Consider the following 25,437-nt stretch of genomic DNA (forward strand, 5'->3'; position numbering starts at 1 on the left):
CCGGGCGATGCTGCTGCTGCACGGCGCGCACGACGACGACCACCCGTCGGTAGAGGATGGACGCCGAAGCTGGTCCAAGGCACCGGCTTTCGCGGGTGATCCGACGCGCGCCGCGGCGGTGCGCGAGGCCACCCAGGCCGACCGCGACCGCTACCTGACCTCCGGTCTGCGGCCGGTGGACTGCCGGTTCTGTCATGTCACCGTCGACGTCAAAAAGCTCGGCCCCGGCCACACCGCGGTGCAGTGGAACACCGAAGCGGCGCAGCGCTGCGCCTATTTCGCCGAGCTTCGCGCATCCGGCGGCGACAGCGCTCGCACCAAGTCGTGCCCCAAGTTGACCGACAGCATCAAACACGCGGTGGCCGAGGGCGTTCTGAACCTGGACGCGCCCGACTTGTGAGTTGAGTCTGCATCTACCAGGCAAATGTGTGAGTGGCCTGCCTGGTCAGCGCAGAGTCAATGAATGGAACCGCTCCTTTACCGACTCGGCGGTAAGGCCGTAGTCGGCCAGCGAATACGTGTGCTTGGGCGCCCGTGGTCCACTCTTGCTCTCGGCGTGGCTTTTCGCCATGGCGGCTCTGGCCTCGTCGGTCAGCGTCAGGCCGAAGTGTCGGTAGATTCCTTCCACCGTGCCCAACGGATCCGCGATGAAATCGCGGTACTCGACGTCGTAGAACTGCGCCGGATTGTATTTGGCGCGTTCGGCGTTGAACCGCTCCAGCCCGCGCGACCAGGTTTCCATTGCGTCGTAACCGATCTGGGCGCCGGTGAAGGAATGTGACCACCCCTCGGCGGTGTGCTGGGCCAGCGAGCACATCGAGGCCATGATGGTCTCGACCGGACGGTGGGTTTGGATGACGAGCGCGTCGGGGTACGTCGACATCAGCGCGTTGAGCGCGAACAGGTGGCTGGGGTTCTTCAGCACCCACCGCTTGTCGGCGTCGTTCAGACCGATCAGCTGAAGGTTCTTGCGGTGCCGCCGGTATGCCGGCGACCAGTCCTGCCGGGACAGCCACTGCGCGTACGTCGGCACATGCGCCAGGGTCTCGTAGGACACCGAGTGAAACGACTGTCGCAGCAGCTGCCAGCATTCCTCGAGTTCGTCGGCGGCCATGAAATGCAATCCGGTGTAGTCCGGGTTCTCCTCGTGGTGCCGGGTGAACTGAGCGTCGATCTGTTGATGAACGGGGTTGGATTCCCAGGTTTCCCGCGGCGGGCGGGGCTGTGGGTATTCGGCCAGCCACATCTCGAGACCCTGATGGGCGGGGTCGGCGCCGAGCAGTCGGTGCAACGCCGTAGTGCCGGTGCGCACCAGCCCGGTGACGAAGATCGGTCGCTGGATGACCACGTGGGCGTGCTCCGGGTACTGCTTCCAGGCCGCTTCCGACAGCAGCCTGGCCACCAGCGCACCGCGCAGAAAGAAGCGATTCATCTTGCTGCCCAACGGAGTCAGGTCCGCTTCGCGTCGATAGGACTCCAGCAGCACCGCCAGTGCCTCGCGGTAGTTGTCGTCATCGGTGCCGAAGTCATCCAGCCCGATGAACTTCGACGCCGAGGCGTGCAGGTCGTCGACGGTGCCGACGTCGGTGCGCTGCGCCATCAGGCCTTGTACTCCCCGCAGTTGACGTCGAGCGTCTGACCGGTGATACCGCTGGACAGGTCGCTGGCCAGGAAAAGAATGGCGGAGGCCACCTCGTCCTCGGTGGGCAGCCGCTTGAGGTCGGAATTGGCGGCGGTAGCGGTGTAGATCTCCTCTACCGTGGTGCCGTATTTGCCGGCCTGATGGGTGAAGTAGGACTTCAGCGTGTCACCCCAGATGTAGCCGGGTGCAACCGAATTGACACGGATGCCTTGCTCGCCCAGCTCCGTGGCCAGCGACTGCGACATCGCCAGCAGCGCGGATTTCGCCATCTTGTAGGCGCCGTATTTGGCCTGCGAGTGGCGGATCACCATCGAGTTGACGTTGACGATCGAGCCCTTGGACGCGGCGAGCGCGGGCGTGAAACCCTGGATCAGCCGCAGCGCGCCCAGCACGGTGAGTTCGATGGCGTCGCGAATGTGCTGAAAACTCGTGCCCGCCAATGGTTTCATAGACGGCACCCGAAACGCGTTGTTGATCAGCACGTCGACCTTGCCGTAGGCGGCCATCGATGCCTCGACAAGATTGGCCACCTGATCATCGTCGGTGATATCGGTCGACACCGCCACGGCGCGCCGCCCGGTGTCGGTGATCTGCTTGGCGACGTCGTCGAGGCGCTCCGCGGTGCGGGCCGCCAGCACCAGGTCGGCACCGTCCTGGGCACACCGGCGGGCCAGCGTGGTACCGAGCGCAGGGCCGACACCGCTGATCACCACAACCTTGCCGTCGAGCATTCCGGCCATCACTACCCCAGCATTCTGTTGGCGATTTGCTTCTGCCGCTGCGCGATTCGCGCGCGCCAGGCTTCGTCGGAAATCTTGTTCTGCTCGTAGTACGGCAGCGCGGCCGGCACCGCGTCGAAGTCGACCAGCTCGACACTCGGCCCGTCGGCCTCAGTCAGCTGACGCGACACCCGCTGCCAGCGGAACTGCAGGAAACCATGCCGGTGCCCCAGTGTTTCCACCCAGTTGGTGACTCCCGGGTTCTGGTCGGCTACGACAATGCGAATCTTGCCGTCCGGATCTGCCTGAGCCTGAGTCGCATTCAGCGACGTCTGGTGGTTGATGTAGTCCAGCGAGATGTACCACATGCTGCCCAACTGGAAGCCGAGGTACGGCGCGTCGGTCACGGGCAGCGTGATCACCAGCGCCTGATCGGGCCGCAGGTCGAAATGCCCGGCCGACGAATATTGCGTCGCCAAGCCGCCGGGCGTCAGCCGCGGCGGCACCATCGTGTTGACCGGGATGTTCAGATAGAACCACTGCGGGAATTGCAGCCAGGTCTTCACCCGCTGCACGAGTTGCTTTCCCGCTGTGGCATAACGCTTTTCGATGGTGGCGCGGGTCAACGGCGGCGGCGCGGTGCCCGCTGTGTCGACTCGCGAGATCGCGATCGTTCCGCGCTGCTGGGACCAGTCGCCATAGACTTCGCGCACGACGAGCTGGGCGGGGCGCTTGGGCGTGAAACGCCACTCGAAGCTGCCGTCGGAGGCGATGTCGAGTTCGCGGTCGTCGAACGCAGCCTCGCTCACCGGCACGCCTTCGTCGGTGTACTCACCGCCCAAGAGTTGGAAGCTCAGGTCAGTGGTGGTGCCCCGGACTCCGGACACCACATACTCGTGGCCTGCCTGTACGCGCGTGCCGAAGTACATGGTGTCCGGATTGTCCAGGCCCATCTTCGTGAACGGCCCGGTGCCGCTGAGGAAGAACGGATGGTCCCGGTCGTAGTGGAAAGCCAAATGGGTACAGGCGGCGACGCCTTGCGCCAGATACTGGAGTCCTTCGAGTAGGTCGGCCTCGGTCTGGATATGCGGGGCGGCGGCGACAAGTTCCTCGGCCTCGGCGATCGCCTCGGTGAGCGGCTGGGAGAACACGCCTAGACGCTAGAACGTGTTCTAATTTTCGTCAATGGGCGAACATTCCGGGTGTCCGCCGCGGCGTTCAAAGACGAGGCCGACTCACTACGGCGCGCACTGCTGCGACAGGTCGATCAGATGCTGCCGCACATCCGGGTGCCGATTGAGGTATTCGATGACGTTGCCGTTGTCGCCTTCCGCCGTCGCCCTGGCCTGCAGCTGCGCGTGGAGGTCAGGATGCCGCTGCAGGTACTGGTCGATGGAATTACCGACAGTTTGATTGCACGGGGGATCCGCCTGGGCTACCGGCACCGCGATGACCGCGGAGGCGATGACACCCAACAGGCCGGCGGCAGTCTTGGCAGTCATGGACATCGGATTGCTCCTTCTTTGCGGTTCACTCTCCGACCGTACCGCCCGCTCCTGAGAGGTAACTCAGAGCGACTGCAGCGCGGCGGCCAATTGCGACGGCGCGATCTGGTGTCCGCAGCCGTCAAGGGCATCGAGCGGCCCCCGCAGACCGCGCAGGTCGTTGGCCACCTCTGGGTGGTCGTTGAAGTAGCTGCGGAACGACGTTCTGGCCTGTATCGGCGGCTGGTTGACGATGTCGGTCAGTGCCTGGTTGACGTCGGGATGGTTGTCGAGATACGAGCTCACAGAGGTCGACACCGATCCCGATGCGGCGGCCATCGCGCTGGCGCTGCAGGGGGCGGGTGCCGCGTTTGCCGTCGGCACGATCATCACCGATGCGATCAAGCTCAGCGCGCTGCCAAGAAGCGTGGTGTACATAGTCCTCAGTCGTACCCGCAGGCACGATCCCAAACAAGCTCCTACCGCGTGGCGGCGCTGGCTTGCTCGCGCTTGATCTCCAGCGCGATGTCGATGAGCTGGTCTTCCTGCCCGCCGATCAACTTGCGCTGACCGGCCCGGTGCAGCAGCTCGTGGGCAGGCACGCCGTAGCGTTCAGATTGCCGGACGGCGTGCTTGAGGAAGCTGGAGTACACCCCGGAGTAGCCCATGATCAGCGCGTTGCGGTCGAGCAGGCATTCGGCGGGCATCGCCGGGCGCACCACGTCCTCGGCGGCGTCGGCGATGTCGAAGAAGTCGATGCCGGTCTTGACGCCGATCTTGTCGAACACCCCGATCAGCGCCTCGACCGGAGCGTTGCCGGCGCCGGCGCCGAAGCGGCGCACCGACCCGTCGATCTGCTTGGCCCCGGCCCGCACGGCCTCCACCGAGTTCGCGACCCCGAGGCCGAGGTTCTCGTGCCCGTGGAAACCGACTTGGGCGTCGTCGCCGAGCTCGGCCACCAAGGCCGCGACCCGGTCCCGCACGCCCTCCAGCACCAGGGCCCCGGCGGAGTCGACGACGTAGACGCACTGACAGCCGGCGTCGGCCATGATGCGGGCCTGCGCCGCCAGCTTCTCCGGCGGGATCGTGTGGGCCATCATCAAGAACCCGACAGTTTCCAAACCCAGCTCGCGGGCCAGGCCGAAGTGCTGGATGGACACGTCGGCCTCGGTGCAGTGCGTGGCGATCCGGCAAATCGAGCCGCCGTTGTCCTGAGCCTCTTTGATGTCGTCTTTGGTGCCCACCCCGGGCAGCATCAAAAACGCGATCTTCGCCTCTTTGGCCGTTTGGGCGGCCAGCTTGATCAGTTCCTGCTCAGGCGTCTTGGAAAAGCCGTAGTTGAAGCTCGACCCGCCCAGCCCGTCGCCGTGGGTCACCTCGATGACCGGCACCCCGGCGGCGTCAAGCGCGGCGACGATGGCCCCGACCTCGTCTTTGGTGAATTGGTGACGCTTGTGGTGCGACCCGTCGCGCAGCGAGGTGTCCGTGATCCGGACGTCCCAGATAGTCATCGTGTGCCTCCCGCAACGCTGAGAGTCTCTTTGGCGATTTCCTCGCCGACCTTGGTGGCCGCCGCGGTCATGATGTCGAGATTTCCCGCATATGGCGGCAGGTAATCGCCGGCGCCCTCGACCTCGATGAACGTGGTGACCAGCGCCTGCCCGCCGGAGTTGATCGACGGGTCGTCGAACTGTGGCTCGTTGAGCAGCCGGTAGCCGGGAACGTAGCTCTGCACTTCTTTGACGACGTCATGGATCGACTGGGCGATCGCGTCGCGGTCGGCGTCCTCGGGGATGGCGCAGAAGATGGTGTCGCGCATGATCATCGGCGGGTCGGCGGGGTTGAGGATGATGATCGCCTTGCCGCGCTGCGCGCCGCCGATGGTCTCCACGCCCCTGGCCGTGGTCTTCGTGAACTCGTCGATGTTCGCCCGGGTGCCCGGTCCGGCCGACACCGACGCCACCGACGCCACGATCTCGGCATAGGGAACGTCGGCGACCCGGGATACCGCATAGACGATCGGGATCGTGGCCTGACCGCCGCAGGTGATCATGTTCACGTTCGGGGCGTCGAGGTGCTCGCGGAGGTTCGCCGGCGGGATGACCGCCGGCCCGACGGCGGCAGGGGTCAGGTCGATCGCCCGGATGCCTGCTTCGGCGTATCTGGGAGCGGCCTCGCGGTGCACGTAGGCGCTAGTCGCCTCGAAGAGCAGGTCGGGCTTTTCGGGCTGGGCCAGCAACCAGTCGACGCCTTTGTGGGTGGTCTCCAGACCGAGCTTGCGCGCCCGCGCCAGCCCTTCACTGTCCGGGTCGATGCCCACCATCCAGCGCGGCTCGAGCCACTCCGAGCGCAGCAGTTTGTAGAGCAGGTCGGTGCTGATGTTGCCCGATCCGACGATCGCCACTGAAGCTTTGGACGGCATGGATGCTCCTCATTATTCGAAATTATTCGAAAGACAGCCGGACGGACCCGAGGCCGCTGAACTCGGCGACGAAGTTGTCGCCGGGCCCGGCATCGAAGGCCCGGGTGCACGAGCCGGGTAACACGATGTCACCTTTTCGCAGCCGCACACCGAAGCTTTCCACCTTGCGGGACAGCCACGCCACGGCGGTGACCGGGTTGCCCAGCACGGCGTCGCTGCGGCCCTTGGCCACCACCTCACCGTTGCGGGTCAGCACGGCCTCGATCGCGGTGATGTCGACGTCCTTGGGCGACACGCGTTCTTTGCCCAGCACGTACCCCGCCGAGGAGGCGTTGTCCGCGATCGTGTCGCACAGTGCGATCTTCCAGTCGGTGATGCGGGTGTCGATCAACTCGATCGCCGGTGCGAACGCGGCCGTCGCCTCGAGCACGTCGTCTTCGGTGCACTCCGCGCCGGGCAGGTCGTCGGCCAGGATGAACCCGACCTCGACCTCCACCCGCGGATAGAGGTAGTTGGCGGCGGGGACCGGCTTGTCCTCGAAGACCTGCATCTCGTCGAGCAGATGGCCGTAGTCCGGTTCGTCGACGCCCATCATCTGCTGCATCGCCAGCGAGGACAGCCCGACCTTGTGGCCGACCACCCGCGCGCCGCCAGCCACCCGCTGCCGGATGTTGATCAACTGGATCTCGTAGGCGTCGACGACGTCGATCTGCGGGTGGGCAGCCGTCAACGGGGCGATCGGCCGGCGGCTGCGCTCGGCCTGAGCCAGGTCCGCGGCCAGCGCTTCGCGGGTGGCGGGTGGAAGCATTTGTCGAAGTCCCCTCGTGGGTGTGACCGGGCCAGTAGCGCCCGGCCGGGGCAATTCTATAACGTGTTCTACATGACAGCTCAGGAGTACGACGTCGTCGTGGTCGGAAGCGGCGGCGCCGGCATGGTTGCTGCCCTCGCTGCCGCCCACCGAGGTCTTAAGACAATAGTCATCGAGAAGGCCGGTCATTACGGCGGCTCTACCGCGCGCTCGGGTGGCGGCGTCTGGATTCCCAACAACGAGGTGCTCAAGCGCGACGGCGTCACGGACACCCCCGAGGCGGCCCGCACGTACCTGCACGGGATCATCGGAGACATCGTCGAGCCGGAACGGATCGACACCTATTTGCAGCGCGGTCCCGAGATGCTGTCGTTCGTGCTCGAGCACACGCCGCTGAAGATGTGCTGGGTGCCCGGCTACTCCGACTACTACCCGGAGGCTCCGGGGGGCAAGCCCACGGGCCGTTCTATCGAGCCGAAACCGTTCGACGCCAATAAGCTCGGCCCCGACCTTCCCGGGCTGGAGCCGCCGTACGGCAAGGTCCCGTTGAATGTGGTTGTGATGCAGCAGGATTACGTGCGCCTGAACCAGCTGAAGCGGCACCCGCGTGGCGTGCTGCGCAGCCTCAAGGTGGGCGCACGCACGATGTGGGCCAAGGCCACCGGTAAGAACCTCGTCGGGATGGGCCGCGCGTTGATCGCCCCGCTGCGAATCGGGTTGCGGCAGGCCGGCGTTCCGGTACGGCTCAATACGGCGCTGACGGATCTCTACGTCGAGGACGGCGCGGTGCGGGGGGTTTACGTCAACGACGGCGAGCTGATCCGGGCCCGGCGCGGGGTGATCCTGGCTTGCGGCGGTTTCGAACACAACGAGCAGATGCGGGTCAAGTACCAGCGCGCGCCGATCACCACCGAGTGGACCGTGGGTGCGGCGGCCAACACCGGTGACGGGATTCTGGCCGCCGAAAAGCTCGGCGCCACTTTGGAACTGATGGAGGACGCGTGGTGGGGGCCCACGGTTCCGCTGGTGGGCGCACCGTGGTTCGCGTTGTCGGAGCGCAACTCGCCGGGCTCGATCATCGTGAACATGTCGGGCAAACGATTCATGAACGAGTCGATGCCCTACGTCGAGGCCTGCCATCACATGTACGGCGGGGAATATGGCCAGGGGCCCGGGCCCGGCGAGAACATTCCGGCCTGGCTGATCTTCGACCAGCAGTACCGGGACCGCTACATCTTCGCCGGTTTGCAGCCGGGACAGCGCATTCCGCGCAAGTGGATGGAATCCGGCGTGATCATCCAGGCCGACACGCTGGAGGATCTGGCCGCTAAAGCGGGTTTGCCGGCGGACGAGTTTGTCGCGACCGTGCAGCGGTTCAACGGCTTTGCGCGCTCGGGCGTCGACGAGGACTACCACCGCGGCGAGAGCGCCTACGACCGCTACTACGGCGACCCGACCAACAAGCCCAACCCGAACCTCGGCGAGATCAGTCACCCGCCGTACTACGCCGCCAAGATGGTGCCCGGGGACCTGGGCACCAAGGGCGGAATCCGCACCGACGTGCACGGGCGGGCGTTGCGCGACGACGGCAGCGTCATCGAAGGCCTTTACGCCGCAGGCAATGTCAGCGCTCCGGTGATGGGCCACACCTATCCCGGTCCCGGTGGAACCATCGGCCCGGCGATGACGTTCGGATACTTGGCGGCGCTCCACATCGCCGGGGAGGCCTGACATGCCGATCAATCCGGACGTCGCACTGGGCGCCGAGTTCGGTGACGTCGAATTCTCTTGGACGGCCAGCAATGTGCAGCTCTACAACCTCGCTCTGGGAGCGGGCGCCGACCCGCTCAATCCCCGCGAGCTGAGCTACGTGATAGATCACAAACCGCAGGTGCTGCCCACCTTCGGCTGTGTCGCGGCGTCCTTCAACGACATCGAGCCGCCGAAGGTCAATTGGCCGGGTGTCGACATCGACCTGGCCAAAATTCTGCACGCCTCGGAGCAGGTGGCGGTGCCCGCGCCGTTGCCGCCGTCGGGCAGTGCCCGCGCGGTCAGCCGGATCGTCGAGGTGTGGGACAAGGGCAAGGCCGCGGTCGTCGTGCTGGAAACGTCGGTGACTGCCCTGGACGGGTCGCCGCTGTGGACACAGCGCCGCTCGATTTTCGCCCGCGGCGAAGGGGGATTCGGCGGCGAGCGCGGACCGTCGACTGCTACGGCCGCGCCCGAACGGGCGCCGGATGTCGAGCTGGAGATGCCGACGCTGCCGCAGCAGGCGCTGCTTTATCGGCTGTGCGGGGACCGCAATCCGCTGCACTCCGATCCCGAATTCGCCGCCGCTGCAGGCTTTCCCAAGCCGATCCTGCACGGGCTGTGTACGTTCGGCATGACCTGCAAGGCGATCGTCGACGCCTGCCTGGACAGCGATGTCAGTCGCGTCGCCTCTTACGGCGCTCGCTTCGCGGGCGTGGTGTTTCCCGGCGAGACCTTGGTGGCCAGTGTCTGGAAGGAAGACGGCCGGCTGCTGGCCAGCGTCGTCGCACCTGGGCGCGAGAACGCGGTGGTGCTGTCCGGCGTCGAGCTCGTCCCGGCTTAGCGCCCTTTTCCCGCCGAGTGTGAAGTTAGGTTCACACTGGCGCCCGAGCGTGAAGTTAGGTTCACGCTCGCTGGGCTAACGCGGTGCGGACCCGACGAATGATGTCCGGTTCCCGGTCACCGGCCAGCACCCGAATGACGATCCAGCCGCGGCGGTGCAGCTTCTCCTGCCGTTTGACGTCCCAGTTGTAGCGGATGCGGTCTTTGCGATGTTGTTCGCCGTCGTACTCGGCTGCCACCTTTACTTTGGGCCACCCCATGTCAAGACGCGCGAACACGTCCCCGAAGTCGTCGTGGACCAGAATTTGGGTCTGCGGTCGAGGTAGCCCCGCCTGAATCAGGATGACGCGCAGCCAGCTTTCCTTCGGTGACTCCGCGCCGGCGTCGACCAGCTCTAGTGATGCCTTCGCGCGCGCAATGCCGCGACGTCCATTGGAGCGCTGCAGGATTGTCTGCACGTCTATGTCCTTGATCTCGGCAGCGCGAGCCAGGGCGTCAATGCCTGCCACGGCCGGGATTGTGGGATGCCAACATGCCAAGTCAACCGCTGTCCGGGCCGGGGTAGTCACGGGCACACTGCCCACTATCTGGATCTCATCGGGCCGCAGGCGATCACTTCGCACATGTAGGCCGGGCAGCCGATGGCGGTTGTCGTGGATAAGTTCGGCGGGCAGTGCGGCGTCCACCCATTCGCTGCCATGCAGTGCCGCTGCCGAGAAGCCGGCAACGACGCCGCGCCGTCGCGACCACAACCACGCCGCCTTGGCACGGTCTATGGCCGTGATGTCGATGTCTTTGACAAGGTAGACATCTCGAAACAGCCGGGTGTGGCATGTAGTCAGCTGGGCCTTGGTCAGCGCGCCTGCGGCGATGGCCTCGCTGCCGATGAATGGTCCCGCCATCGCGGCAGTCTGGCACGGGCGGCAGCGCCCGTCACTTCACCCGTCGAGCGTGAAGTTAGGTTCACGCTCGAGCGCCAACGTGAACCTAGCTTCACGCTCGGGATGGAAACCTAGCCCAGGATGAGGCCGGACGTGGGGACGCCGGTGCCGGCGGTGACGAGCACATGCTCGACGTCCGGCACCTGGTTCACCGATGTGCCGCGCAATTGGCGTACGCCCTCGGCGATTCCGTTCATGCCGTGGATGTAGGCCTCGCCGAGCTGCCCACCATGTGTGTTGATGGGCAGCCGCCCGCCGATCTCGATTGCGCCGTCGGCGATGAAGTCCTTCGCCTCGCCCCAGCCGCAGAAACCCAACTCCTCCAACTGGATCAGCGTGAACGGCGTGAAGTGGTCGTAGAGGACTGCGGTCTGGATGTCGGTCGGGCGCAGGCCGGACTGCTCCCAGAGTTGCTTGCCGACGAGCCCCATCTCGGGCAGACCGTCGAGCTCGGGCCGGTAGTAGCTGACCATCGTGTACTGGTCCGGGCTGGAGCCCTGCGACGCGGCCTCGATGATCACCGGCCGATGCTTGAGGTCCTTCGCGCGCTCCACCGACGTCACCACGATCGCGACCGCCCCGTCGGTCTCCTGGCAGCAATCCAGCAACCGCAACGGCTCCGCGATCCACCGCGAATTCTGGTGCTCCTCAATGGTTATCGGCTTCTCGTAGAAGTAAGCCTTCGGGTTCTTGGCGGCGTGCTTGCGGTCGGCCACCGAGATGGCCCCGAAGTCGCGGCTCGTCGCACCGGACAGGTGCATGTAGCGCTTGGCGATCATCGCGACCTGCGCCGCGGGGGTAGACAAACCGTGCGGGTACGAGAACGAGTTGTCGACGCCGGTGGAGTCGGCGTTCTCGGTCAGCCGCGTCTGCACTTGGCCGAATCGCATGCCGGACCGCTCGTTGAAAGCGCGGTATGCAACAACGCAATCAGCCACCCCGGTCGCGACGGCCATCGCGGCCTGCTGGATGGTCGCGCATGCCGCGCCCCCGCCATAGTGGATCTTGGAGAAGAACTTCAGCTCACCGATTCCGGCCGCACGAGCAACGGCCACTTCGGTATTCGTGTCCATCGTGAACGTGGTCAGCCCGTCGACGTCGGACGGGCTGAGCCCAGCGTCGTCGAGGGCGTCTTGAACAGCCTCGGCTGCCAACCGCAACTCGCTGCGGCCGGAGTTCTTGGAGAAGTCGGTGGCGCCGATCCCGACGATCGCAGCCTTACCGGACAACATCACGAGTCCCCCATCGTCAGTGTGGCAGTGGCGATGACGTGATCGCCAAGGCTGTTGCGGCCCACCACTTTCACGGTCACCAGGCCGTCCTCGACGGCGGTGACCTCGCCCGAGAACGTCACGGTGTCGTAGGCATACCACGGCACGCCCAGCCGCAATCCGATCGACTTGATGATCGCCGACGGACCCGCCCAGTCGGTGATGTAGCGCTGCACCAGGCCGGTGTCGGTGAGGATGTTGACGAAGATGTCCTTGGACCCCTTGGCCTGCGCCTTGTCCCGGTCGTGGTGCACATCCTGAAAGTCCCGGGTGGCCAGCGCCGTCGACACGATGAACGTCGGGTCGCCGTACAGCTTCAGTTCCGGCAGCGTAGTACCCACAGCGGTCATTGGCGCCGCTCCTCCTCATCGCTGCGCTCTGCATCATCGCCGGCCCGGGTCATGCGTCCGGCTCCCACGCGTACAACGTCCACGCCGGTCCCGACTCGCTTTCCGGAAAGTCCAGATACGTTGCCCGGACCGGCATTCCGATCGCGACACGCGACGGCTCGACCCCGCGCAGCTCACCGAGCATCCGCACCCCTTCCTCGAGCTCGACCAGCGCGATCACGAACGGCAGCGTCCGGCCGGGCACCTTCGGCGCGTGATGCACGACGAAACTGAACACCGTGCCCTTGCCGCTGGCCACGACGTAGTCGATCGGCGCTTCTTTGTCGTGCCATACCGCCGGCACCGGCGGGTGCTGCAGGCTGCCGTCGGGCCGCTTCTGAATCCGGAGTTCGTGGGCGTTGACGCCGTCCCAGAAGAACTGGGTGTCGCGCGACGACGCCGGCCGCATCAGCGCGGCCGGGTCGAGGTCATCGGGGACGGAAGGTTTGTCGGCATCGCGTGGCCGGAACTTGAGGATGCGCCAATTCATTTCGGCGACGTCCTCGTCGCCCACCTGCCAGACGATATGCTGGTTGATGAAATAGCCCTCGCCCAGCGCGGTCTGCTTGGGGCCGATCACGTCGGTGAGCTCGGCGCTGACGCTGACCTCTTCGCCCGGGCGCAGATAGCGGTGGTAGGTCTGCTCACAGTTGGTCGCGACGACGCCGATATAGCCTGCGTCGTCGAATAACTCGATGATGCGGCCCAGCGGGTCGTCGTCGGGACGTGTTCCGCCGAGCCCCATCATCGTCCACACCTGGATCATCGCCGGCGGGGCCACGATCCCGGGATGGCCCGCCGCGCGCGCCGCCGCCTCGTCGACATAGATCGGGTTCCGGTCTCCTATCGCGTCGACCCAGTGGTGGATCATCGGTAGGTTCACCGGGTCCCGGCCCGCGCGCGGCTTGCTGCGCCCGGCCGCCTTGACCTGCTCGACAGCAGTCTCGATATCGGTCATCGCGGCACCCTCGGCACCTTGAGACCCGAGGCCGCGATCATCTCCCGCATGACTTCGTTCACACCACCCCCGAAGGTGATCACCAGGTTTCGTTTGGTCTGAGAGTCCAGCCATTCGAGCAGCTCGGCGGTCTCCGGTTCGGCGGGGTTGCCGTACTTGCCGACGATCTCTTCGGCCAGCCGACCGACATACTGAACCTTCTCGGTGCCAAACACTTTCGTCGCCGCTGCGTCGGCCACGTTGATGTCCTCACCCGCCGCGGCCACCTGCCAGTTGAGCAGCTCGTTGATCCGCCAGATCGAATGGATTTCGCCCAGCGCCCGTTTCACGTCGTCGTGGTCGATCGGCGTGACACCGTTACCGCCCGGCTTGGACGCCCAGGCATGCACGCGGTCGTAGATGCTGGCGAACCGGCCGGCCGGGCCGAGCATCACTCGCTCGTTGTTGAGCTGTGTGGTGATCAGCCGCCACCCGCCGTTCTCCTCACCGACCAGCATGTCGGCGGGCACCCGGACGTCGTTGTAGTAGGTGGCATTGGTGTGGTGAGCGCCGTCGGACAGGATGATCGGAGTCCAGGAGTAGCCGGGATCCTTGGTGTCGACGATCAGGATCGAAATGCCCTTGTGCTTCACCGCATCCGGGTCGGTGCGGCAGGCCAGCCAGATGTAGTCGGCGTCGTGCGCGCCGGTGGTGAAGATCTTCTGCCCGTTGACGATGTACTCGTCGCCGTGCCGAACGGCGGTGGTGCGCAACGACGCCAGGTCGGTGCCCGCCTCCGGCTCGGTGTAGCCGATCGCGAAGTGCACCTCTCCGGCCAGGATCGCCGGCAGGAACTTCTTCTTCTGCATTTCGCTGCCGTACATCTGCAGCGTGGGCCCGACGGTCTGCAGCGTCACCGCGGGCAGCGGCACGTCGGCACGATGGGCTTCGTTGACGAAGATCTGCTGCTCGATCGGGCCGAAGCCGAGGCCTCCAAATTCTTTAGGCCATCCCACCCCGAGCTTGCCGTCGCGGCCCATCCGCCGGATCACCGCACGGTACGCCTCGTTGTGCCGATCCGATTCCATCGCCTTGCGCTCTTCGGGCGAGATCAGATTCGAAAAGTATTGCCGCAGCTCGGCTTGCAACTGCCGCTGTTCCGGCGTCAGGTCGACGAACATTGCGCTCCCACCAGGTCTTCTGGGTGGCGACCCGCTGCGCCCGGCTTCGCCGCGCTTGCGATCGCCACCAGGTCTAACCGATGCGACGGCCCGCCCAGCAACCGGGTCAGGTCCTTGATCGTGGAGTAGTACTTCGGCATCGGATAGGTGATGTCCATACCCATCCCGCCGTGCAAATGGTGGCAGATCTGCATCACCGGCGGCGCCTGCGAGGTGACCCAATAGCCGAGCACGTCGAGGTCGTCGTCGGCGTCCCGACCCTCCGCCAGCCGCCACACAACCGAGGTCGACGCCAAAGAGATTGTCCGCGAAGCGATGTAGACCTCGGCGAGTTGGGAGGCGACCGTCTGGAACGTCGAGAGCGGCTTGCCGAACTGGTGCCTGTTTGCCACGTAGTCGGCGGTCAGCCGCAGTGCGCCGGCCACCAGCCCGGCCGCGTAAGCACCGATGGCCGCCAGCGCAAGCTGGTTCACCCGATGCGCACTCGCCCCGTCCAGCACACCGTCGACCTCCGCATCCACAAACGTCACCGCGTACTCGTCGGATCCGTTGGAGGTCGGGGTGCGCACCAGCTGCACCCCGTCGGCCTTCGGCGAGACCACGACGACGGCGCTGTCGGCCGTGACAACGAGCCATTCGGCTTGCTCGGCGTAGCCGACGCCAATCTTGGTTCCGGACAACCGGTTATTGGCCAACGTGACCGTGGGACGTTCCGGCAGCGCGACGCCAGGTTCGTTCAGGGCGGCCGAAAGCACAGAACCCTTGGCCAGGCCGGCGAGGTAGCGGTCCTGCTGTTCGTCGGACACCAGGTCAAGCAGCGGCACGGCGCCGAGTCCGAGGGTGGCCAGGGCAGGGCCGACGAAGCCGCGTCGGCCGATCTCGGTCAGTGCCGTGGCGACCTCGGCCAAGCCGACGCCGTCCCCGCCGAGGCGTTCCGGCACCGGCAACGCCGTCACTCCGCCGGAAACCAATGCGTCCCAGCTCAAATCGCGGTCCAGCACCGACGTGACCACGTCGGCGACAGCCTGCTGCGCCGGGTCGAGGGTGAAATCCATCAGTGCACCACCGGGCATTTACCGGTGTAGTCGACCTGCCAGTGTTTGATGCCGTTGAGCCACCCGGACCGCAGCCGCTCGGGTGTCGAAAGCGGTTTGAGGTCAGGCATGTGGTCGGCGACCGCGTTGAAGATCAAGCTGATGGTCATCCGGGCCAGGTTAGCGCCGATGCAGTAGTGCGCCCCGGTGCCGCCGAAGCCGACGTGCGGATTGGGGTTGCGCAGGATGTTGAACGTGAACGGATCCTCGAAGACTTCTTCGTCAAAGTTGGCCGAGCGGTAGAACATCACCACCCGCTGGCCCTTCTTGATCTGCACACCGGAGAGCTCGTAGTCCTCCAGAGCGGTGCGCTGGAACGCGGTGACCGGGGTGGCCCAACGGACGATCTCGTCGGGCGCCGTCTCGGGACGTTCCCGCTTGAACAGCTCCCATTGGTCGGGGTTATCCGCGAACGCGATCATGCCGTGCGTGATGGAGTTGCGGGTGGTTTCGTTGCCGGCGACCGCAAGCATCACCACGAAGAACCCGAATTCGTCGTCGGAGAGCTTCTCGCCGTCGATGTCGGCCTGAATCAACTGGGTGACAATGTCTTCCCCGGGGTTCTTGGCGCGCTCCTCGGCCATCTTCATCGCGTACATGATCAGCTCGGCCGACGACATCTGCGGGTCGATGTGGGCGTACTCGGGATCCTCATTGCCCGTCATCTCGTTGGACCAGCGGAAGATCTTGGCCCGATCGTCCTGCGGAACGCCCAGCAGGCCGGCGATGGCCTGCAGCGGCAGCTCACACGACACCTGCTCGACGAAGTCACCTGTTCCGGCAGCGGCGGCGGTCTTGGCGATGTTCTGCGCGCGGGCATCGAGTTCGTCGCGCAACCGTCCGATGGCGCGCGGCGTGAAACCACGCGAGATGATCTTGCGCAGCCGGGTGTGATGCGGCGCGTCCATGTTGAGCATGACGTTGCGTTGCAGGTCGATTTGCTCTCGCGTCATCGTGTGCGGCCAGACCGGGATGGCGCAGTCCTGCTGAGAAGAGAAGACGTCGCTGCGGACGGAGATCTCCTTGACGTCCTTATGCTTGGTGATCGCCCAATAGCCCTTGTCCCCGAAGCCGCCGGTCCCGCCGGGGACGTCCACCCAGAAGATGGGCTGCGAGCGGCGCAGCTCGGCAAGCTCCTTGACCGGCAGGCCCTTGACGTTCACATCAGGATCGAGAAAGTCGAACCCGGGGGCAAGATTAGGGATAGGCATCGCTGGCTCCTCATTGCAACGTGTTCTAGTGCCAGTAAAACACGGCTCCACCGCAGACCAAAAGGCGTGAACGCATCCTGGCTTGGCATAGCAATAAAACGTGTTCTAGCCTGACCGCATGGGTAACCCGGTAATCGTCGAAGCCACTCGCAGCCCCATCGGTAAGCGCAACGGCTGGTTGTCGGGGCTGCATGCCACCGAGCTGCTGGGCTCGGTGCAAAAGGCCCTGGTAGCCAAGGCCGGTATCGACGCCGGCGACGTCGAGCAGCTGATCGGCGGCTGCGTCACGCAGTATGCCGAGCAGTCCAACAACATCACCCGCACGGCGTGGCTGACCGTCGGGTTGCCCGAGCAGGTCGGCGCCACCACCGTCGACTGCCAGTGCGGCAGCGGCCAGCAGGCCAACCACTTGATCGCCGGGCTGATCGCGGCCGGCGCCATCGACATCGGCATCGCCTGCGGGATCGAGGCGATGAGCCGCGTCGGGCTGGGCGCCAACGCCGGCCCGGACCGCAACTGGCGCGCCGAATCGTGGGACATCGACCTGCCCAACCAGTTCGAGGCCGCCGAGCGCATCGCCAAGCGCCGCGGCATCACGCGCCAAGACATCGACGAGTTCGGGCTCCAGTCCCAGCTCAAGGCCAAGCGGGCCTGGGACGAGGGCCGCTTCGACCGGGAGATCTCGCCGATCGAGGCGCCGGTGCTCGACGAGCAGAAGCAGCCGACCAGCGAGCGGCACATGGTCAGCCGCGACCAGGGCCTGCGGGACACCACAATGGAGGGCCTGGCAGCGTTGAAGCCGGTGCTCGACGGCGGTATCCACACCGCGGGTACCTCGTCGCAGATCTCCGACGGCGCGGCGGCGGTGCTGTGGATGGACGAGGACAAGGCGAAGGCGCTCGGTTTGCGGCCGCGGGCGCGGATCGTCAGCCAGGCGCTGGTCGGCGCCGAGCCCTACTACCACCTGGACGGCCCGGTGCAGGCCACGGCCAAGGTGCTGGAGAAGGCCGGCATGAAGATGGGCGACATCGACATCACCGAGATCAACGAGGCGTTCGCGTCGGTGGTGTTGTCCTGGGCGCGGGTGCACGAAGCCGACATGGACCGGGTCAACGTCAACGGGGGCGCGATCGCGCTGGGTCATCCGGTGGGCTGCACCGGCAGCCGGCTGATCACCACTGCGCTGCACGAGCTCGAGCGCTCCGATCAGAGCACCGCGCTGATCACCATGTGCGCCGGCGGTGCGTTGTCGACCGGCACCATCATCGAGCGGATCTAGTGGGGGTCTCGGAGGCGGACCGCATCGCGGCCGCGCAGTCCTACATCGACGCGCTGGTCACCCACGACGCCGACTCGGTTCCGTTGGCGCCGGACTGTGTGCGGATCGAGCAGGGCGTCAAGACGGGATTCTCCGGAAATCATTTGCGCCGCAGTCTGAATCGCGGCCCGCAGTTCCGGTTGATCGCGGCGACCACACTACCGGAGTTCAGCGTCGACGGCGATCGGGTGCGAGCGCGGTTCGACGTGATCACCAAGCCGTCACTCGCCGGCCGGCGGGTGGGCGCACACGTCGACGAGACGTTTCTGATCCCGGATGGCAAAATCCACCACATCCATGCTCGCCTCCGCCCGTTCATTCAGCGATAGGGATCACCGATGGCCAATCCGCCGCGTGCACTGAACTCCGCCGGCACAGGCGTCATCATCAAATGGATGTCGCGCATCAACGCAGGGCTGTACAAGGCGACCGGCGGCAAGCTCGGCGGCAAGTTCCTTCAGGGTGCGCCCGTCGCACTCTTGACGACCATCGGCCGCAAGACGGGCCAGACGCGGGTGAGTCCGCTGCTGTACCTGCGCGACGGCGACCGCGTCGTGCTGGTTGCGTCTCACGGTGGCCGCGCTACCAACCCGATGTGGTACCTGAACCTCAAAGCCAATCCCAAGGTTTCGGTTCAGATCAAAAAAGAGGTGCTCGACCTCACCGCGCGCGACGCCACCGAGGAAGAACGCGCCAAGTACTGGCCATCGCTGGTCGAGATGTACTCGTCGTTCGAGGACTACCAGTCGTGGACCAACCGGACCATCCCGATCGTCATCTGCGAGCCCTGATTACGCGGCGGCACTGGATTCGCAACTCGCGTGTCCTCGCCTTACTGCTGAAATACTTTGCCCGCGCCTACATCTGGGTGTGCGAACCCTGAGCTACGACCCCGCTCCGTAGACGGGTACCGGCGGCCTCGCCTTGGCCAGCAGATCGGCGACGACGGGTCCCAGCTCGGCCGGATCCCACTTCGCGCCCTTGTCGACCTGCGGGCCGTGCGCCCACCCCTCGGCGACGCGAATGGTGCCGCCCTCGACCTCGAAGACCTTGCCGGTGACGTCTTTCGACTCGCTGCTACCCAGCCAAACCACAAGCGGTGAAACGTTTTCCGGCGCCATCGCGTCGAAGCCCTGGTCGGGCTTGGCCATCATCTCCGCGAAGACGGTCTCGGTCATGCGGGTACGAGCCGACGGTGCGATCGCGTTGACGGTGACGCCGTACCGGCCCATCTCCGCGGCGCCGACGAGCGTCAGCGCGGCGATGCCGGCCTTGGCGGCGCTGTAGTTGCCCTGCCCGACGCTGCCCTGCAGGCCCGCACCGGAGCTGGTGTTGATGATCCGCGCGTCAACGGATTTGCCGGACTTTGCCAGGCCGCGCCAATACGACGCGGCGTGCCGCATCGTGGCGAAGTGCCCCTTGAGGTGCACGGCGACGACGGCGTCGAATTCCTCCTCGCTGGTGTTGGCGATCATCCTGTCCCGCACAATGCCGGCGTTGTTCACCAAGACGTCCAGCCCACCGAACGTGTCGACGGCGGTCTGGATCAGTTCGGCCGCTTGCTTCCAGTCCGCGACGTTGGATCCGTTGGCGACGGCTTCCCCTCCGGCGGCGGTGATCTCGTCGACCACACTCTGCGCGGCGCTGCCGCCGCTTGCGGGCGAACCGTCCAGGCCGACCCCGATGTCGTTGACCACCACGCGCGCCCCTTCGGCGGCGAAGGCCAGCGCGTGCGCGCGGCCGATACCGCCGCCCGCTCCGGTGACGATGACCACCCGGCCGTCGGCTATTCCCATTCCTGTGTCTCCTCTACTTGATCGCGCTCGTCGTGGCCAGATAGTGCGGCGGCTCGCCGCCCCCGTGCACCTCCAACGTCGCGCCGCTGATGTAGGACGCCGCATCGGACGCCAAAAACCCTGCGGCCCAACCGACATCCTCCGGTTTGGCCAGCCGGCCGAGCGGCACGTTCTTCGAAATAGCGGCGATCGACTCGGCGTCACCGTAGAACAGATCGGCCTGTTCGGTTTCGACCATGCCGACCACGAGGGCGTTCACCCTGACCTTCGGCGCCCATTCCACCGCCAGCGTCTGGGTGAGGCTCTCCACCCCCGCCTTCGCCGCTCCGTACGCGGCGGTGCCGGGCGTCGGCCGTCGACCGCTGACGCTGGTGATGTTGACGATCGACCCGCCGTACTGCTGGGCTTGCATCTTGTCGTTGGCATGCTGTGAAACGAACAGCGCGCCAAGGAGATTCAACTCTATGATCTTGCGGTTGAACTTCGCGCTGGAATCGGCGGTCAGCACGTACGGCGAGCCTCCGGCGTTGTTGACCACGACGTCGAGCCGGCCGTGCCGGCCGACGATCGCGTCGATCATCGTCTTGACGGCCTCGTCGTCGCGAATATCGCAGGAGTGGAACTCATACGGCAGGCCCTCGACGGCGCGGCGTGCACAGGTCACTACCGTCGCACCCTGGCCGGCGAAGACCGAACTGATGCCGGCACCCACCCCTCGGACACCGCCGGTCACCAGCACCACCCGCCCGGCCAAACCCAGATTGATCCCTGCTGCGCCGCCAGTCACTGTGCTAGCGTACCAAGCAAGTGCTTGCTCAGGTAATTGACCCCAGGAAGTGTGTATGCCGATCACGTCCAGCACCGTCGAACCGGGCATCGTCGCGGTCACCGTCGACTTTCCCCCGGTCAACGCCATCCCGTCGCGCGGCTGGTTCGAGCTCGCCGACGCGCTGACCGCCGCCGGCGACAACCCCGACACCCACGCCGTGATCCTGCGGGCCGAGGGCCGCGGCTTCAACGCCGGCGTCGACATCAAGGAGATGCAACGCACCGAGGGCTACACCGCGCTGATCGACGCCAACCGCGGCTGCTTCTCCGCGTTCAAAGCGGTCTACGAGTGCGCGGTGCCGGTGATCGCCGCCGTCAACGGCTTCTGTGTAGGCGGCGGCATCGGGCTGGTCGGCAACGCCGACGTCATCGTGGCCTCCGACGACGCGACGTTCGGGTTGCCCGAGGTGGAACGCGGCGCGCTGGGCGCGGCCACCCATCTGTCCAGGCTGGTGCCCCAGCACATGATGCGACGGCTGTTCTTCACCGCGGCCACCGTCGACGCGGCCACCCTGCAGCACTTCGGCTCGGTCCACGAGGTGGTACCGCGAGATCAGTTAAACGAGGCCGCATTACGGGTGGCCCGCGACATCGCCGCCAAGGACACCCGGGTGATCCGGGCTGCCAAGGAGGCGCTGAACTTCATCGACGTGCAGCGGGTCAACTCCAGTTACCGTATGGAGCAAGGCTTTACGTTCGAGCTCAACCTCGCCGGAGTTTCAGACGAGCACCGCGACGCATTTGTGGAGAAGTCATGAGCGACAAGAGAACCACGCTCGACGACGCTGTTGCCGGTTTGCGCAGCGGCATGACCATCGGCATCGGCGGCTGGGGCTCACGGCGCAAGCCGATGGCGTTCGTGCGCGCGATTCTGCGCACGGACATCACGGATTTGACGGTCGTGACCTACGGCGGGCCGGACATCGGGCTGCTGTGCTCGGCGGGCAAGGTGCGCCGGGTCTACTACGGCTTCGTGTCGCTGGACTCGCCGCCGTTCTACGACCCGTGGTTCGCTCACGCGCGCACCAGCGGCTTGATCGAGGCCCGCGAGATGGACGAAGGCATGCTGCGCTGCGGGCTGCAGGCTGCGGCGCAGCGACTGCCGTTCCTGCCGATCCGCGCCGGGCTGGGCAGTTCCGTGCCGGACTTCTTCGAGGGCGAATTGCAAACGGTCACTTCGCCATACCCGTCACCGGACGGCCGGCACGAGACACTGATCGCAATGCCGGCGCTGAACCTGGACGCGGCGTTCGTGCACATGAACCTCGGCGACGCTCGGGGCAATGCCGCCTATACCGGGATCGATCCCTACTTCGACGACCTCTATCTGATGGCCGCCGAGAAGCGCTACCTGTCGGTCGAGCGCCTGGTGTCGACCGAGGAACTGGTCAAGGCGGTCCCACCGCAGGCGCTGCTGATCAACCGGATGATGGTCGACGCCGTGGTGGAAGCGCCCGGCGGGGCCCACTTCACCACCGCCGCGCCGGATTACGGACGCGACGAGAAATTTCAGCGACATTACGTCGAGGCCGCCGGGTCAGAAGACGGTTGGCGCGAGTTTGTGGCGACCTATCTGTCCGGCAGCGAAGCCGACTACCAAGAGGCGGTCCGGAAGTTTGGAGCACAGTCGTGATCACTCGAGCCGAAATCTGCGTGACCGCGTGCGCCGAGCTGTTCCGCGACGCGGGCGAGATCATGATCAGCCCGATGACCACCGTGGCGCTCGCCGGCGCCCGGCTGGCCCGACTGACGTTCTCCCCCGACATTGTGCTGACCGACGGCGAGGCACAGCTGCTGGCCGACACCCCCGCGCTCGGCGCCGCCGGTGCCATCGAGGGCTGGATGCCGTTCGGCCGGGTGTTCGAGACGCTGGCGTGGGGGCGACGGCATGTGGTGATGGGCGCCAATCAGGTTGACCGGTACGGCAATCAGAACCTGTCGGCGTTCGGGCCACTGCAGCAGCCGACGCGGCAGATGTTCGGTGTCCGGGGCGCTCCCGGCAACACAATCAACCACGCCACCAGCTACTGGGTAGGCAACCACTCCAAGCGGGTGTTCTGCGACTCCGTCGACGTGGTTTCCGGGATCGGCTACGACAAGGTCGATCCCGAGAATCCGGCGTTCCGGTTCGTCAACGTGCACCGGGTCGTGTCCAATCTCGGGGTGTTCGACTTCGGCGGCCCGGGCCACACGATGCGGGCGGTGAGCCTGCACACCGGCGTCTCTCCCGACGACGTGCGGGAAGCCACGTCGTTCGAGATACACGGGCTTTCCGAGGCCGAAGAGACCAGGCTGCCCTCGGATGATGAGCTGCGGCTGATCCGGGAGGTCATCGACCCGAAGTCGTTGCGGGACAAAGAGGTAAGGTCATGAGGTTGCGCACGCCGCTGACCGAGCTGGTCGGCGTCGAGCATCCGGTAGTGCAAACCGGGATGGGCTGGGTGGCCGGTGCCCGGCTGGTGTCGGCGACCGCCAATGCCGGGGGGCTGGGCATCCTGGCGTCGGCCACGATGACCTTGGACGAGCTGGCTGTGGCGATCGGCAAGGTCAAGGCCGCCACCGACAAGCCGTTCGGTGTCAACATCCGCGCCGACGCGGCCGACGCCGGCGACCGGGTGGAGCTGATGATCAGGGAAGGCGTGAAGGTCGCGTCGTTCGCGTTGGCGCCCAAACAGGAGTTGATCAATCGCCTGAAAGAGGCCGGTTCCGTGGTGATTCCATCGGTCGGCGCCGCCAAGCATGCCCGTAAGGTGGCGGCCTGGGGTGCCGATGCGGTGATCGTGCAGGGCGGCGAGGGTGGCGGCCACACCGGACCCGTTGCGACCACGCTGTTGTTGCCGTCGGTGCTGGACGCCGTGGACATCCCGGTGGTTGCCGCCGGCGGGTTCTTCGACGGGCGTGGGCTGGCCGCGGCGTTGTCGTATGGGGCGGCCGGGGTGGCGATGGGCACCCGGTTCCTGCTCACCTCGGATTCCACCGTGCCCGACGCGGTGAAACGGCGCTACCTGGAGGCCGGGCTCGACGGCACGCTGGTTACCACGCGGGTCGACGGCATGCCGCACCGGGTACTGCGCACCGGTCTGGTCGAGAAGCTGGAGAGCGGTTCGCGGGCAAGGGGTTTCGCCGCGGCAGTACGTAATGCCGCCAAGTTCAAGAAGATGTCGCAGATGACCTGGAGGTCGATGATCCGCGACGGACTGGCGATGCGGCACGGCAAGGAGCTGACCTGGTCGCAGGTGGTGATGGCCGCCAACACCCCGATGCTGTTGAAAGCCGGGCTGGTCGAGGGCAACACCGACGCCGGTGTGCTGGCCTCCGGTCAGGTGGCCGGTATCCTCGAGGACCTGCCGTCGTGCGCGGAGCTCATCCAGACGATCGTCGCCGACGCCATTAAGCACCTGCAAGCAGCGTCGGCACTGCTCGAGTAACGAGCGCGAGTTCCGCGGGTCAGACTTTCGGTGGCTCGATCCGTTCGATTGTGTTGATGCGATCGATGGACCGGTCGAAGGAAGCGACAATGCCGATGCCGGTGCTCTCGGCGCAGGCGACAAGGTAAGCCTCTGCGAAGTCGATCCGGTCGGTTTCATAGACCTCGATCGCCCGAAGCAGCAATTCCGGGTCCACGCAGAGAATCGAGTCCAGGGCGACGAGTGAGCGGATCGCCTGGGCAATTTGGTCGCGGGGGGCTGCGTAGAACGACTCCAACACGTACACCGTCTCGGCCGCCACGAGGTCGGTCAGGAGCAGCTCGCGTTCAGCCACAAGGTAGGCAGTCGCACGTGCCGCCAGATCGGGCGGCTCACCGGTCAGATGGCGCACCAGAACGTTGGTATCGATGAATGCGCTCACCGTCGAGCCGCAGCTCGACTGGATCTCGTCCGGCGGATTACGTCGTCCCATGCGACATTGCGCTTGGCCGCCGGCACGCGGATCGTACCGGCCAAGGCCAGAAAGTCGGGTGTCCTGGCAAGCACAGCGCGATTACCCTCGACGCGGAACACGACCTCGTCTCCCTCCTGGATGCCGAGCGCGTCTCGCACCGCCTTAGGGATGGTTACCTGGCCCTTCGATGTCACCGTGGCCGCAACGTCCATCATGTCTCCTTACTTCATCCCCTGAGGTAAGGATAGTCGATACCTACCATGCGCCGTCTGCAACCGTTTCGCCGCCGGGATCCTTCAGCGACACGATCGTGGTGGGATCCACGGGAACAAACGCGTCGTCCTTGTCCGCCAACAGATCCCCGACAGTCTTCACCTGAGTCAAGGTCTCACTGGGTGCAAGATCGCTGGCGTCGGCGTCGAAGTAGTCGAACCAGGGCAAACCCGCCTCCACATAGACGTCCCGGTCGACGGGAGTCGGTGGCGGTACCTCGCCGGTGATCGCCGTCCACTGCGTGGCTGAGCACAAGTGCACAAATACCCGCCAAGAGCGGTTTTCGGTGTAGTCCGAGTGGGCACGGTCGTCGCGGTAAACCTCCTGCCGCATCCGGCCGCCTGCTCCCAGGCCCATTGCTGGTGTGGGCGCAACCCCTGCGAGGCTCATACAGTCGACGCGGCGAGCACGGTCCGCGCGCCACCTTTTGAGTGCTTTGCGCGTGAGGCCGACGGCGCGCAACTGGACTCCGCCGTGAATCTCCTGTCCGGTGAGCTGTCCTTCGACCGTGGCGCCGGAGCCGAGCGGGACGGCGACGAACTGGCGGATGAACCCCTGCCCGGCATTGATCCCGTGTTGCGTCCAGGGAAGTGGTGTACGGGGGGCTTCGGCCAGCGTGTCGTAGCCGGGTAGAAGGCGGTCATCGCGT

The 25,437-nt window shown here is 65.8% G+C and carries 30 protein-coding genes; 10 read left to right on the forward strand and 20 right to left on the reverse strand.

Annotation, left to right across the window (positions count from 1 at the left end):
* Positions 1–7 precede the first annotated feature (7 nt).
* Positions 8–400 (forward strand): hypothetical protein, encoded by a 393-nt coding sequence (locus tag AWB95_RS13210; RefSeq protein ID WP_062538528.1) that lies wholly within the window; start codon positions 8–10, stop codon positions 398–400.
* Between the two features lie 45 nt (positions 401–445).
* Here the strand turns inward: AWB95_RS13210 and AWB95_RS13215 are convergent, their stop codons facing one another.
* From AWB95_RS13215 to AWB95_RS13250, 8 genes are all read right to left on the reverse strand, one after another.
* On the reverse strand, positions 446–1,600 hold the full coding sequence (locus tag AWB95_RS13215) for a sulfotransferase family protein (protein ID WP_062538501.1): 1,155 nt from the start codon (positions 1,598–1,600) through the stop codon (positions 446–448).
* On the reverse strand, positions 1,600–2,382 hold the full coding sequence (locus AWB95_RS13220) for an SDR family oxidoreductase (RefSeq protein WP_062538502.1): 783 nt from the start codon (positions 2,380–2,382) through the stop codon (positions 1,600–1,602). The genes AWB95_RS13215 and AWB95_RS13220 overlap by 1 nt, the downstream gene beginning before the upstream one ends.
* A 2-nt stretch (positions 2,383–2,384) precedes the next feature.
* Positions 2,385–3,512, reverse strand: coding sequence for a hypothetical protein (locus AWB95_RS13225; RefSeq protein ID WP_062538503.1), 1,128 nt, complete (start codon positions 3,510–3,512; stop codon positions 2,385–2,387).
* Positions 3,513–3,599: 87 nt separating this feature from the next.
* Positions 3,600–3,863, reverse strand: coding sequence for a hypothetical protein (locus AWB95_RS13230; RefSeq protein WP_232315482.1), 264 nt, complete (start codon positions 3,861–3,863; stop codon positions 3,600–3,602).
* A gap of 66 nt (positions 3,864–3,929) precedes the next feature.
* Positions 3,930–4,283 carry a hemophore-related protein gene (locus AWB95_RS13235; protein ID WP_062538505.1) on the reverse strand — a complete coding sequence of 118 codons (354 nt, stop codon included), beginning with the start codon at positions 4,281–4,283 and terminating at the stop codon, positions 3,930–3,932.
* Positions 4,284–4,324: 41 nt separating this feature from the next.
* Positions 4,325–5,356, reverse strand: a complete 1,032-nt coding sequence (gene dmpG, locus AWB95_RS13240; protein ID WP_062538506.1) for a 4-hydroxy-2-oxovalerate aldolase — start codon at positions 5,354–5,356, stop codon at positions 4,325–4,327.
* Positions 5,353–6,267: an acetaldehyde dehydrogenase (acetylating) gene (locus AWB95_RS13245; RefSeq protein ID WP_062538507.1), complete on the reverse strand. Its 915-nt coding sequence runs from the start codon at positions 6,265–6,267 to the stop codon at positions 5,353–5,355. Before AWB95_RS13245 ends, dmpG begins: the two co-directional genes overlap by 4 nt.
* A 22-nt stretch (positions 6,268–6,289) precedes the next feature.
* Positions 6,290–7,075, reverse strand: a complete 786-nt coding sequence (locus tag AWB95_RS13250) for a 2-keto-4-pentenoate hydratase (RefSeq protein WP_062538508.1) — start codon at positions 7,073–7,075, stop codon at positions 6,290–6,292.
* Between the two features lie 72 nt (positions 7,076–7,147).
* Between AWB95_RS13250 and kstD the strand changes: the two genes are divergently transcribed.
* Both kstD and AWB95_RS13260 read left to right on the forward strand, forming a co-directional pair.
* On the forward strand, positions 7,148–8,806 hold the full coding sequence (gene kstD / locus AWB95_RS13255) for a 3-oxosteroid 1-dehydrogenase (RefSeq protein ID WP_062538529.1): 1,659 nt from the start codon (positions 7,148–7,150) through the stop codon (positions 8,804–8,806).
* Position 8,807: 1 nt separating this feature from the next.
* The gene (locus AWB95_RS13260) at positions 8,808–9,668 is read left to right on the forward strand and encodes a MaoC/PaaZ C-terminal domain-containing protein (RefSeq protein ID WP_062538509.1); all 861 of its coding nucleotides are present in this window, start codon (positions 8,808–8,810) and stop codon (positions 9,666–9,668) included.
* 61 nt (positions 9,669–9,729) lie between these two features.
* Here the strand turns inward: AWB95_RS13260 and AWB95_RS13265 are convergent, their stop codons facing one another.
* The 7 genes from AWB95_RS13265 to AWB95_RS13295 all read right to left on the reverse strand — a co-directional run bounded on the left by AWB95_RS13265 (position 9,730) and on the right by AWB95_RS13295 (position 16,691).
* Positions 9,730–10,569, reverse strand: a complete 840-nt coding sequence (locus AWB95_RS13265; RefSeq protein WP_062538510.1) for a type IV toxin-antitoxin system AbiEi family antitoxin — start codon at positions 10,567–10,569, stop codon at positions 9,730–9,732.
* Positions 10,570–10,679: 110 nt separating this feature from the next.
* Positions 10,680–11,840, reverse strand: coding sequence for a lipid-transfer protein (locus tag AWB95_RS13270; protein WP_062538511.1), 1,161 nt, complete (start codon positions 11,838–11,840; stop codon positions 10,680–10,682).
* Entirely contained in the window at positions 11,840–12,229 is a 390-nt protein-coding gene (locus AWB95_RS13275; protein ID WP_062538512.1) for a MaoC family dehydratase, read from the reverse strand. The genes AWB95_RS13270 and AWB95_RS13275 overlap by 1 nt, the downstream gene beginning before the upstream one ends.
* A 49-nt stretch (positions 12,230–12,278) precedes the next feature.
* On the reverse strand, positions 12,279–13,226 hold the full coding sequence (locus tag AWB95_RS13280) for a bifunctional MaoC family dehydratase N-terminal/OB-fold nucleic acid binding domain-containing protein (protein ID WP_062538513.1): 948 nt from the start codon (positions 13,224–13,226) through the stop codon (positions 12,279–12,281).
* Positions 13,223–14,386, reverse strand: a complete 1,164-nt coding sequence (fadE29, locus tag AWB95_RS13285; RefSeq protein ID WP_062538514.1) for an acyl-CoA dehydrogenase FadE29 — start codon at positions 14,384–14,386, stop codon at positions 13,223–13,225. Before fadE29 ends, AWB95_RS13280 begins: the two co-directional genes overlap by 4 nt.
* Entirely contained in the window at positions 14,371–15,441 is a 1,071-nt protein-coding gene (locus AWB95_RS13290) for an acyl-CoA dehydrogenase family protein (protein WP_085168314.1), read from the reverse strand. Before AWB95_RS13290 ends, fadE29 begins: the two co-directional genes overlap by 16 nt.
* The gene (locus tag AWB95_RS13295; RefSeq protein WP_062538515.1) at positions 15,441–16,691 is read right to left on the reverse strand and encodes a cytochrome P450; all 1,251 of its coding nucleotides are present in this window, start codon (positions 16,689–16,691) and stop codon (positions 15,441–15,443) included. Before AWB95_RS13295 ends, AWB95_RS13290 begins: the two co-directional genes overlap by 1 nt.
* 118 nt (positions 16,692–16,809) lie before the next feature.
* Here AWB95_RS13295 and AWB95_RS13300 point away from each other — a divergent pair, with 118 nt between their 5' ends.
* Genes AWB95_RS13300 through AWB95_RS13310 form a run of 3 tightly spaced genes read left to right on the forward strand, consistent with a single transcriptional unit; the run spans position 16,810 to position 18,800 of the window.
* Positions 16,810–17,970, forward strand: a complete 1,161-nt coding sequence (locus AWB95_RS13300; protein ID WP_062538516.1) for a steroid 3-ketoacyl-CoA thiolase — start codon at positions 16,810–16,812, stop codon at positions 17,968–17,970.
* Positions 17,970–18,338, forward strand: a complete 369-nt coding sequence (locus AWB95_RS13305; protein WP_062538517.1) for a nuclear transport factor 2 family protein — start codon at positions 17,970–17,972, stop codon at positions 18,336–18,338. The genes AWB95_RS13300 and AWB95_RS13305 overlap by 1 nt, the downstream gene beginning before the upstream one ends.
* 9 nt (positions 18,339–18,347) lie before the next feature.
* Entirely contained in the window at positions 18,348–18,800 is a 453-nt protein-coding gene (locus AWB95_RS13310; RefSeq protein WP_062538518.1) for a nitroreductase family deazaflavin-dependent oxidoreductase, read from the forward strand.
* Between the two features lie 93 nt (positions 18,801–18,893).
* Here the strand turns inward: AWB95_RS13310 and AWB95_RS13315 are convergent, their stop codons facing one another.
* Both AWB95_RS13315 and AWB95_RS13320 read right to left on the reverse strand, forming a co-directional pair.
* A complete protein-coding gene (locus AWB95_RS13315) occupies positions 18,894–19,805 on the reverse strand; it encodes an SDR family oxidoreductase (protein ID WP_062538519.1) in 912 nt (303 codons plus the stop codon).
* A 13-nt stretch (positions 19,806–19,818) separates the two neighbouring features.
* Complete coding sequence (locus tag AWB95_RS13320; RefSeq protein ID WP_232315483.1) at positions 19,819–20,592, reverse strand: SDR family oxidoreductase; 774 nt, start codon at positions 20,590–20,592, stop codon at positions 19,819–19,821.
* Positions 20,593–20,647: 55 nt separating this feature from the next.
* On the opposite strand from AWB95_RS13320, the gene echA20 reads away from it, so the two are divergent.
* From echA20 to ipdC, 4 genes are read left to right on the forward strand one after another with little or no spacing between them, the layout of a single operon-like run.
* Positions 20,648–21,391 (forward strand): (7aS)-7a-methyl-1,5-dioxo-2,3,5,6,7,7a-hexahydro-1H-indene-carboxyl-CoA hydrolase, encoded by a 744-nt coding sequence (echA20, locus tag AWB95_RS13325; RefSeq protein ID WP_062538521.1) that lies wholly within the window; start codon positions 20,648–20,650, stop codon positions 21,389–21,391.
* Positions 21,388–22,266 carry a cholesterol ring-cleaving hydrolase subunit IpdA gene (gene ipdA, locus AWB95_RS13330; RefSeq protein WP_062538522.1) on the forward strand — a complete coding sequence of 293 codons (879 nt, stop codon included), beginning with the start codon at positions 21,388–21,390 and terminating at the stop codon, positions 22,264–22,266. The genes echA20 and ipdA overlap by 4 nt, the downstream gene beginning before the upstream one ends.
* Positions 22,263–23,006 (forward strand): cholesterol ring-cleaving hydrolase subunit IpdB, encoded by a 744-nt coding sequence (gene ipdB / locus AWB95_RS13335; protein ID WP_062538523.1) that lies wholly within the window; start codon positions 22,263–22,265, stop codon positions 23,004–23,006. Before ipdA ends, ipdB begins: the two co-directional genes overlap by 4 nt.
* The gene (gene ipdC, locus AWB95_RS13340; RefSeq protein WP_062538524.1) at positions 23,003–24,061 is read left to right on the forward strand and encodes a (3aS,4S,5R,7aS)-5-hydroxy-7a-methyl-1-oxo-octahydro-1H-indene-4-carboxyl-CoA dehydrogenase; all 1,059 of its coding nucleotides are present in this window, start codon (positions 23,003–23,005) and stop codon (positions 24,059–24,061) included. Before ipdB ends, ipdC begins: the two co-directional genes overlap by 4 nt.
* 19 nt (positions 24,062–24,080) lie before the next feature.
* Here the strand turns inward: ipdC and AWB95_RS13345 are convergent, their stop codons facing one another.
* The 3 genes from AWB95_RS13345 to AWB95_RS13355 form a co-directional block, all read right to left on the reverse strand.
* Entirely contained in the window at positions 24,081–24,482 is a 402-nt protein-coding gene (locus AWB95_RS13345) for a type II toxin-antitoxin system VapC family toxin (protein ID WP_198157739.1), read from the reverse strand.
* Positions 24,479–24,727: an AbrB/MazE/SpoVT family DNA-binding domain-containing protein gene (locus AWB95_RS13350; RefSeq protein ID WP_062538530.1), complete on the reverse strand. Its 249-nt coding sequence runs from the start codon at positions 24,725–24,727 to the stop codon at positions 24,479–24,481. The genes AWB95_RS13345 and AWB95_RS13350 overlap by 4 nt, the downstream gene beginning before the upstream one ends.
* Before the next feature lie 43 nt (positions 24,728–24,770).
* Positions 24,771–25,437, reverse strand: a 667-nt coding sequence (locus tag AWB95_RS13355; RefSeq protein WP_249025636.1) for a hypothetical protein, incomplete at its 5' end; no start/stop codon positions are given.

The organism is Mycobacterium celatum (assembly GCF_002101595.1).
Lineage (GTDB): Bacteria > Actinomycetota > Actinomycetes > Mycobacteriales > Mycobacteriaceae > Mycobacterium > Mycobacterium celatum.

Coding starts and splice junctions, on each gene's coding strand:
- AWB95_RS13210 (WP_062538528.1), top strand. CDS start 8: ATGCTGCTGCTGCACGGCGCGCACGACGACGACCACCCGTCGGTAGAG.
- AWB95_RS13215 (WP_062538501.1), bottom strand. CDS start 1,600: ATGGCGCAGCGCACCGACGTCGGCACCGTCGACGACCTGCACGCCTCG.
- AWB95_RS13220 (WP_062538502.1), bottom strand. CDS start 2,382: ATGGCCGGAATGCTCGACGGCAAGGTTGTGGTGATCAGCGGTGTCGGC.
- AWB95_RS13230 (WP_232315482.1), bottom strand. CDS start 3,863: ATGACTGCCAAGACTGCCGCCGGCCTGTTGGGTGTCATCGCCTCCGCG.
- AWB95_RS13235 (WP_062538505.1), bottom strand. CDS start 4,283: ATGTACACCACGCTTCTTGGCAGCGCGCTGAGCTTGATCGCATCGGTG.
- dmpG (WP_062538506.1), bottom strand. CDS start 5,356: ATGACTATCTGGGACGTCCGGATCACGGACACCTCGCTGCGCGACGGG.
- AWB95_RS13245 (WP_062538507.1), bottom strand. CDS start 6,267: ATGCCGTCCAAAGCTTCAGTGGCGATCGTCGGATCGGGCAACATCAGC.
- AWB95_RS13250 (WP_062538508.1), bottom strand. CDS start 7,075: ATGCTTCCACCCGCCACCCGCGAAGCGCTGGCCGCGGACCTGGCTCAG.
- kstD (WP_062538529.1), top strand. CDS start 7,148: ATGACAGCTCAGGAGTACGACGTCGTCGTGGTCGGAAGCGGCGGCGCC.
- AWB95_RS13260 (WP_062538509.1), top strand. CDS start 8,808: ATGCCGATCAATCCGGACGTCGCACTGGGCGCCGAGTTCGGTGACGTC.
- AWB95_RS13265 (WP_062538510.1), bottom strand. CDS start 10,569: ATGGCGGGACCATTCATCGGCAGCGAGGCCATCGCCGCAGGCGCGCTG.
- AWB95_RS13270 (WP_062538511.1), bottom strand. CDS start 11,840: ATGTTGTCCGGTAAGGCTGCGATCGTCGGGATCGGCGCCACCGACTTC.
- AWB95_RS13275 (WP_062538512.1), bottom strand. CDS start 12,229: ATGACCGCTGTGGGTACTACGCTGCCGGAACTGAAGCTGTACGGCGAC.
- AWB95_RS13280 (WP_062538513.1), bottom strand. CDS start 13,226: ATGACCGATATCGAGACTGCTGTCGAGCAGGTCAAGGCGGCCGGGCGC.
- fadE29 (WP_062538514.1), bottom strand. CDS start 14,386: ATGTTCGTCGACCTGACGCCGGAACAGCGGCAGTTGCAAGCCGAGCTG.
- AWB95_RS13290 (WP_085168314.1), bottom strand. CDS start 15,441: ATGGATTTCACCCTCGACCCGGCGCAGCAGGCTGTCGCCGACGTGGTC.
- AWB95_RS13295 (WP_062538515.1), bottom strand. CDS start 16,691: ATGCCTATCCCTAATCTTGCCCCCGGGTTCGACTTTCTCGATCCTGAT.
- AWB95_RS13300 (WP_062538516.1), top strand. CDS start 16,810: ATGGGTAACCCGGTAATCGTCGAAGCCACTCGCAGCCCCATCGGTAAG.
- AWB95_RS13310 (WP_062538518.1), top strand. CDS start 18,348: ATGGCCAATCCGCCGCGTGCACTGAACTCCGCCGGCACAGGCGTCATC.
- AWB95_RS13315 (WP_062538519.1), bottom strand. CDS start 19,805: ATGGGAATAGCCGACGGCCGGGTGGTCATCGTCACCGGAGCGGGCGGC.
- echA20 (WP_062538521.1), top strand. CDS start 20,648: ATGCCGATCACGTCCAGCACCGTCGAACCGGGCATCGTCGCGGTCACC.
- ipdA (WP_062538522.1), top strand. CDS start 21,388: ATGAGCGACAAGAGAACCACGCTCGACGACGCTGTTGCCGGTTTGCGC.
- ipdC (WP_062538524.1), top strand. CDS start 23,003: ATGAGGTTGCGCACGCCGCTGACCGAGCTGGTCGGCGTCGAGCATCCG.
- AWB95_RS13350 (WP_062538530.1), bottom strand. CDS start 24,727: ATGGACGTTGCGGCCACGGTGACATCGAAGGGCCAGGTAACCATCCCT.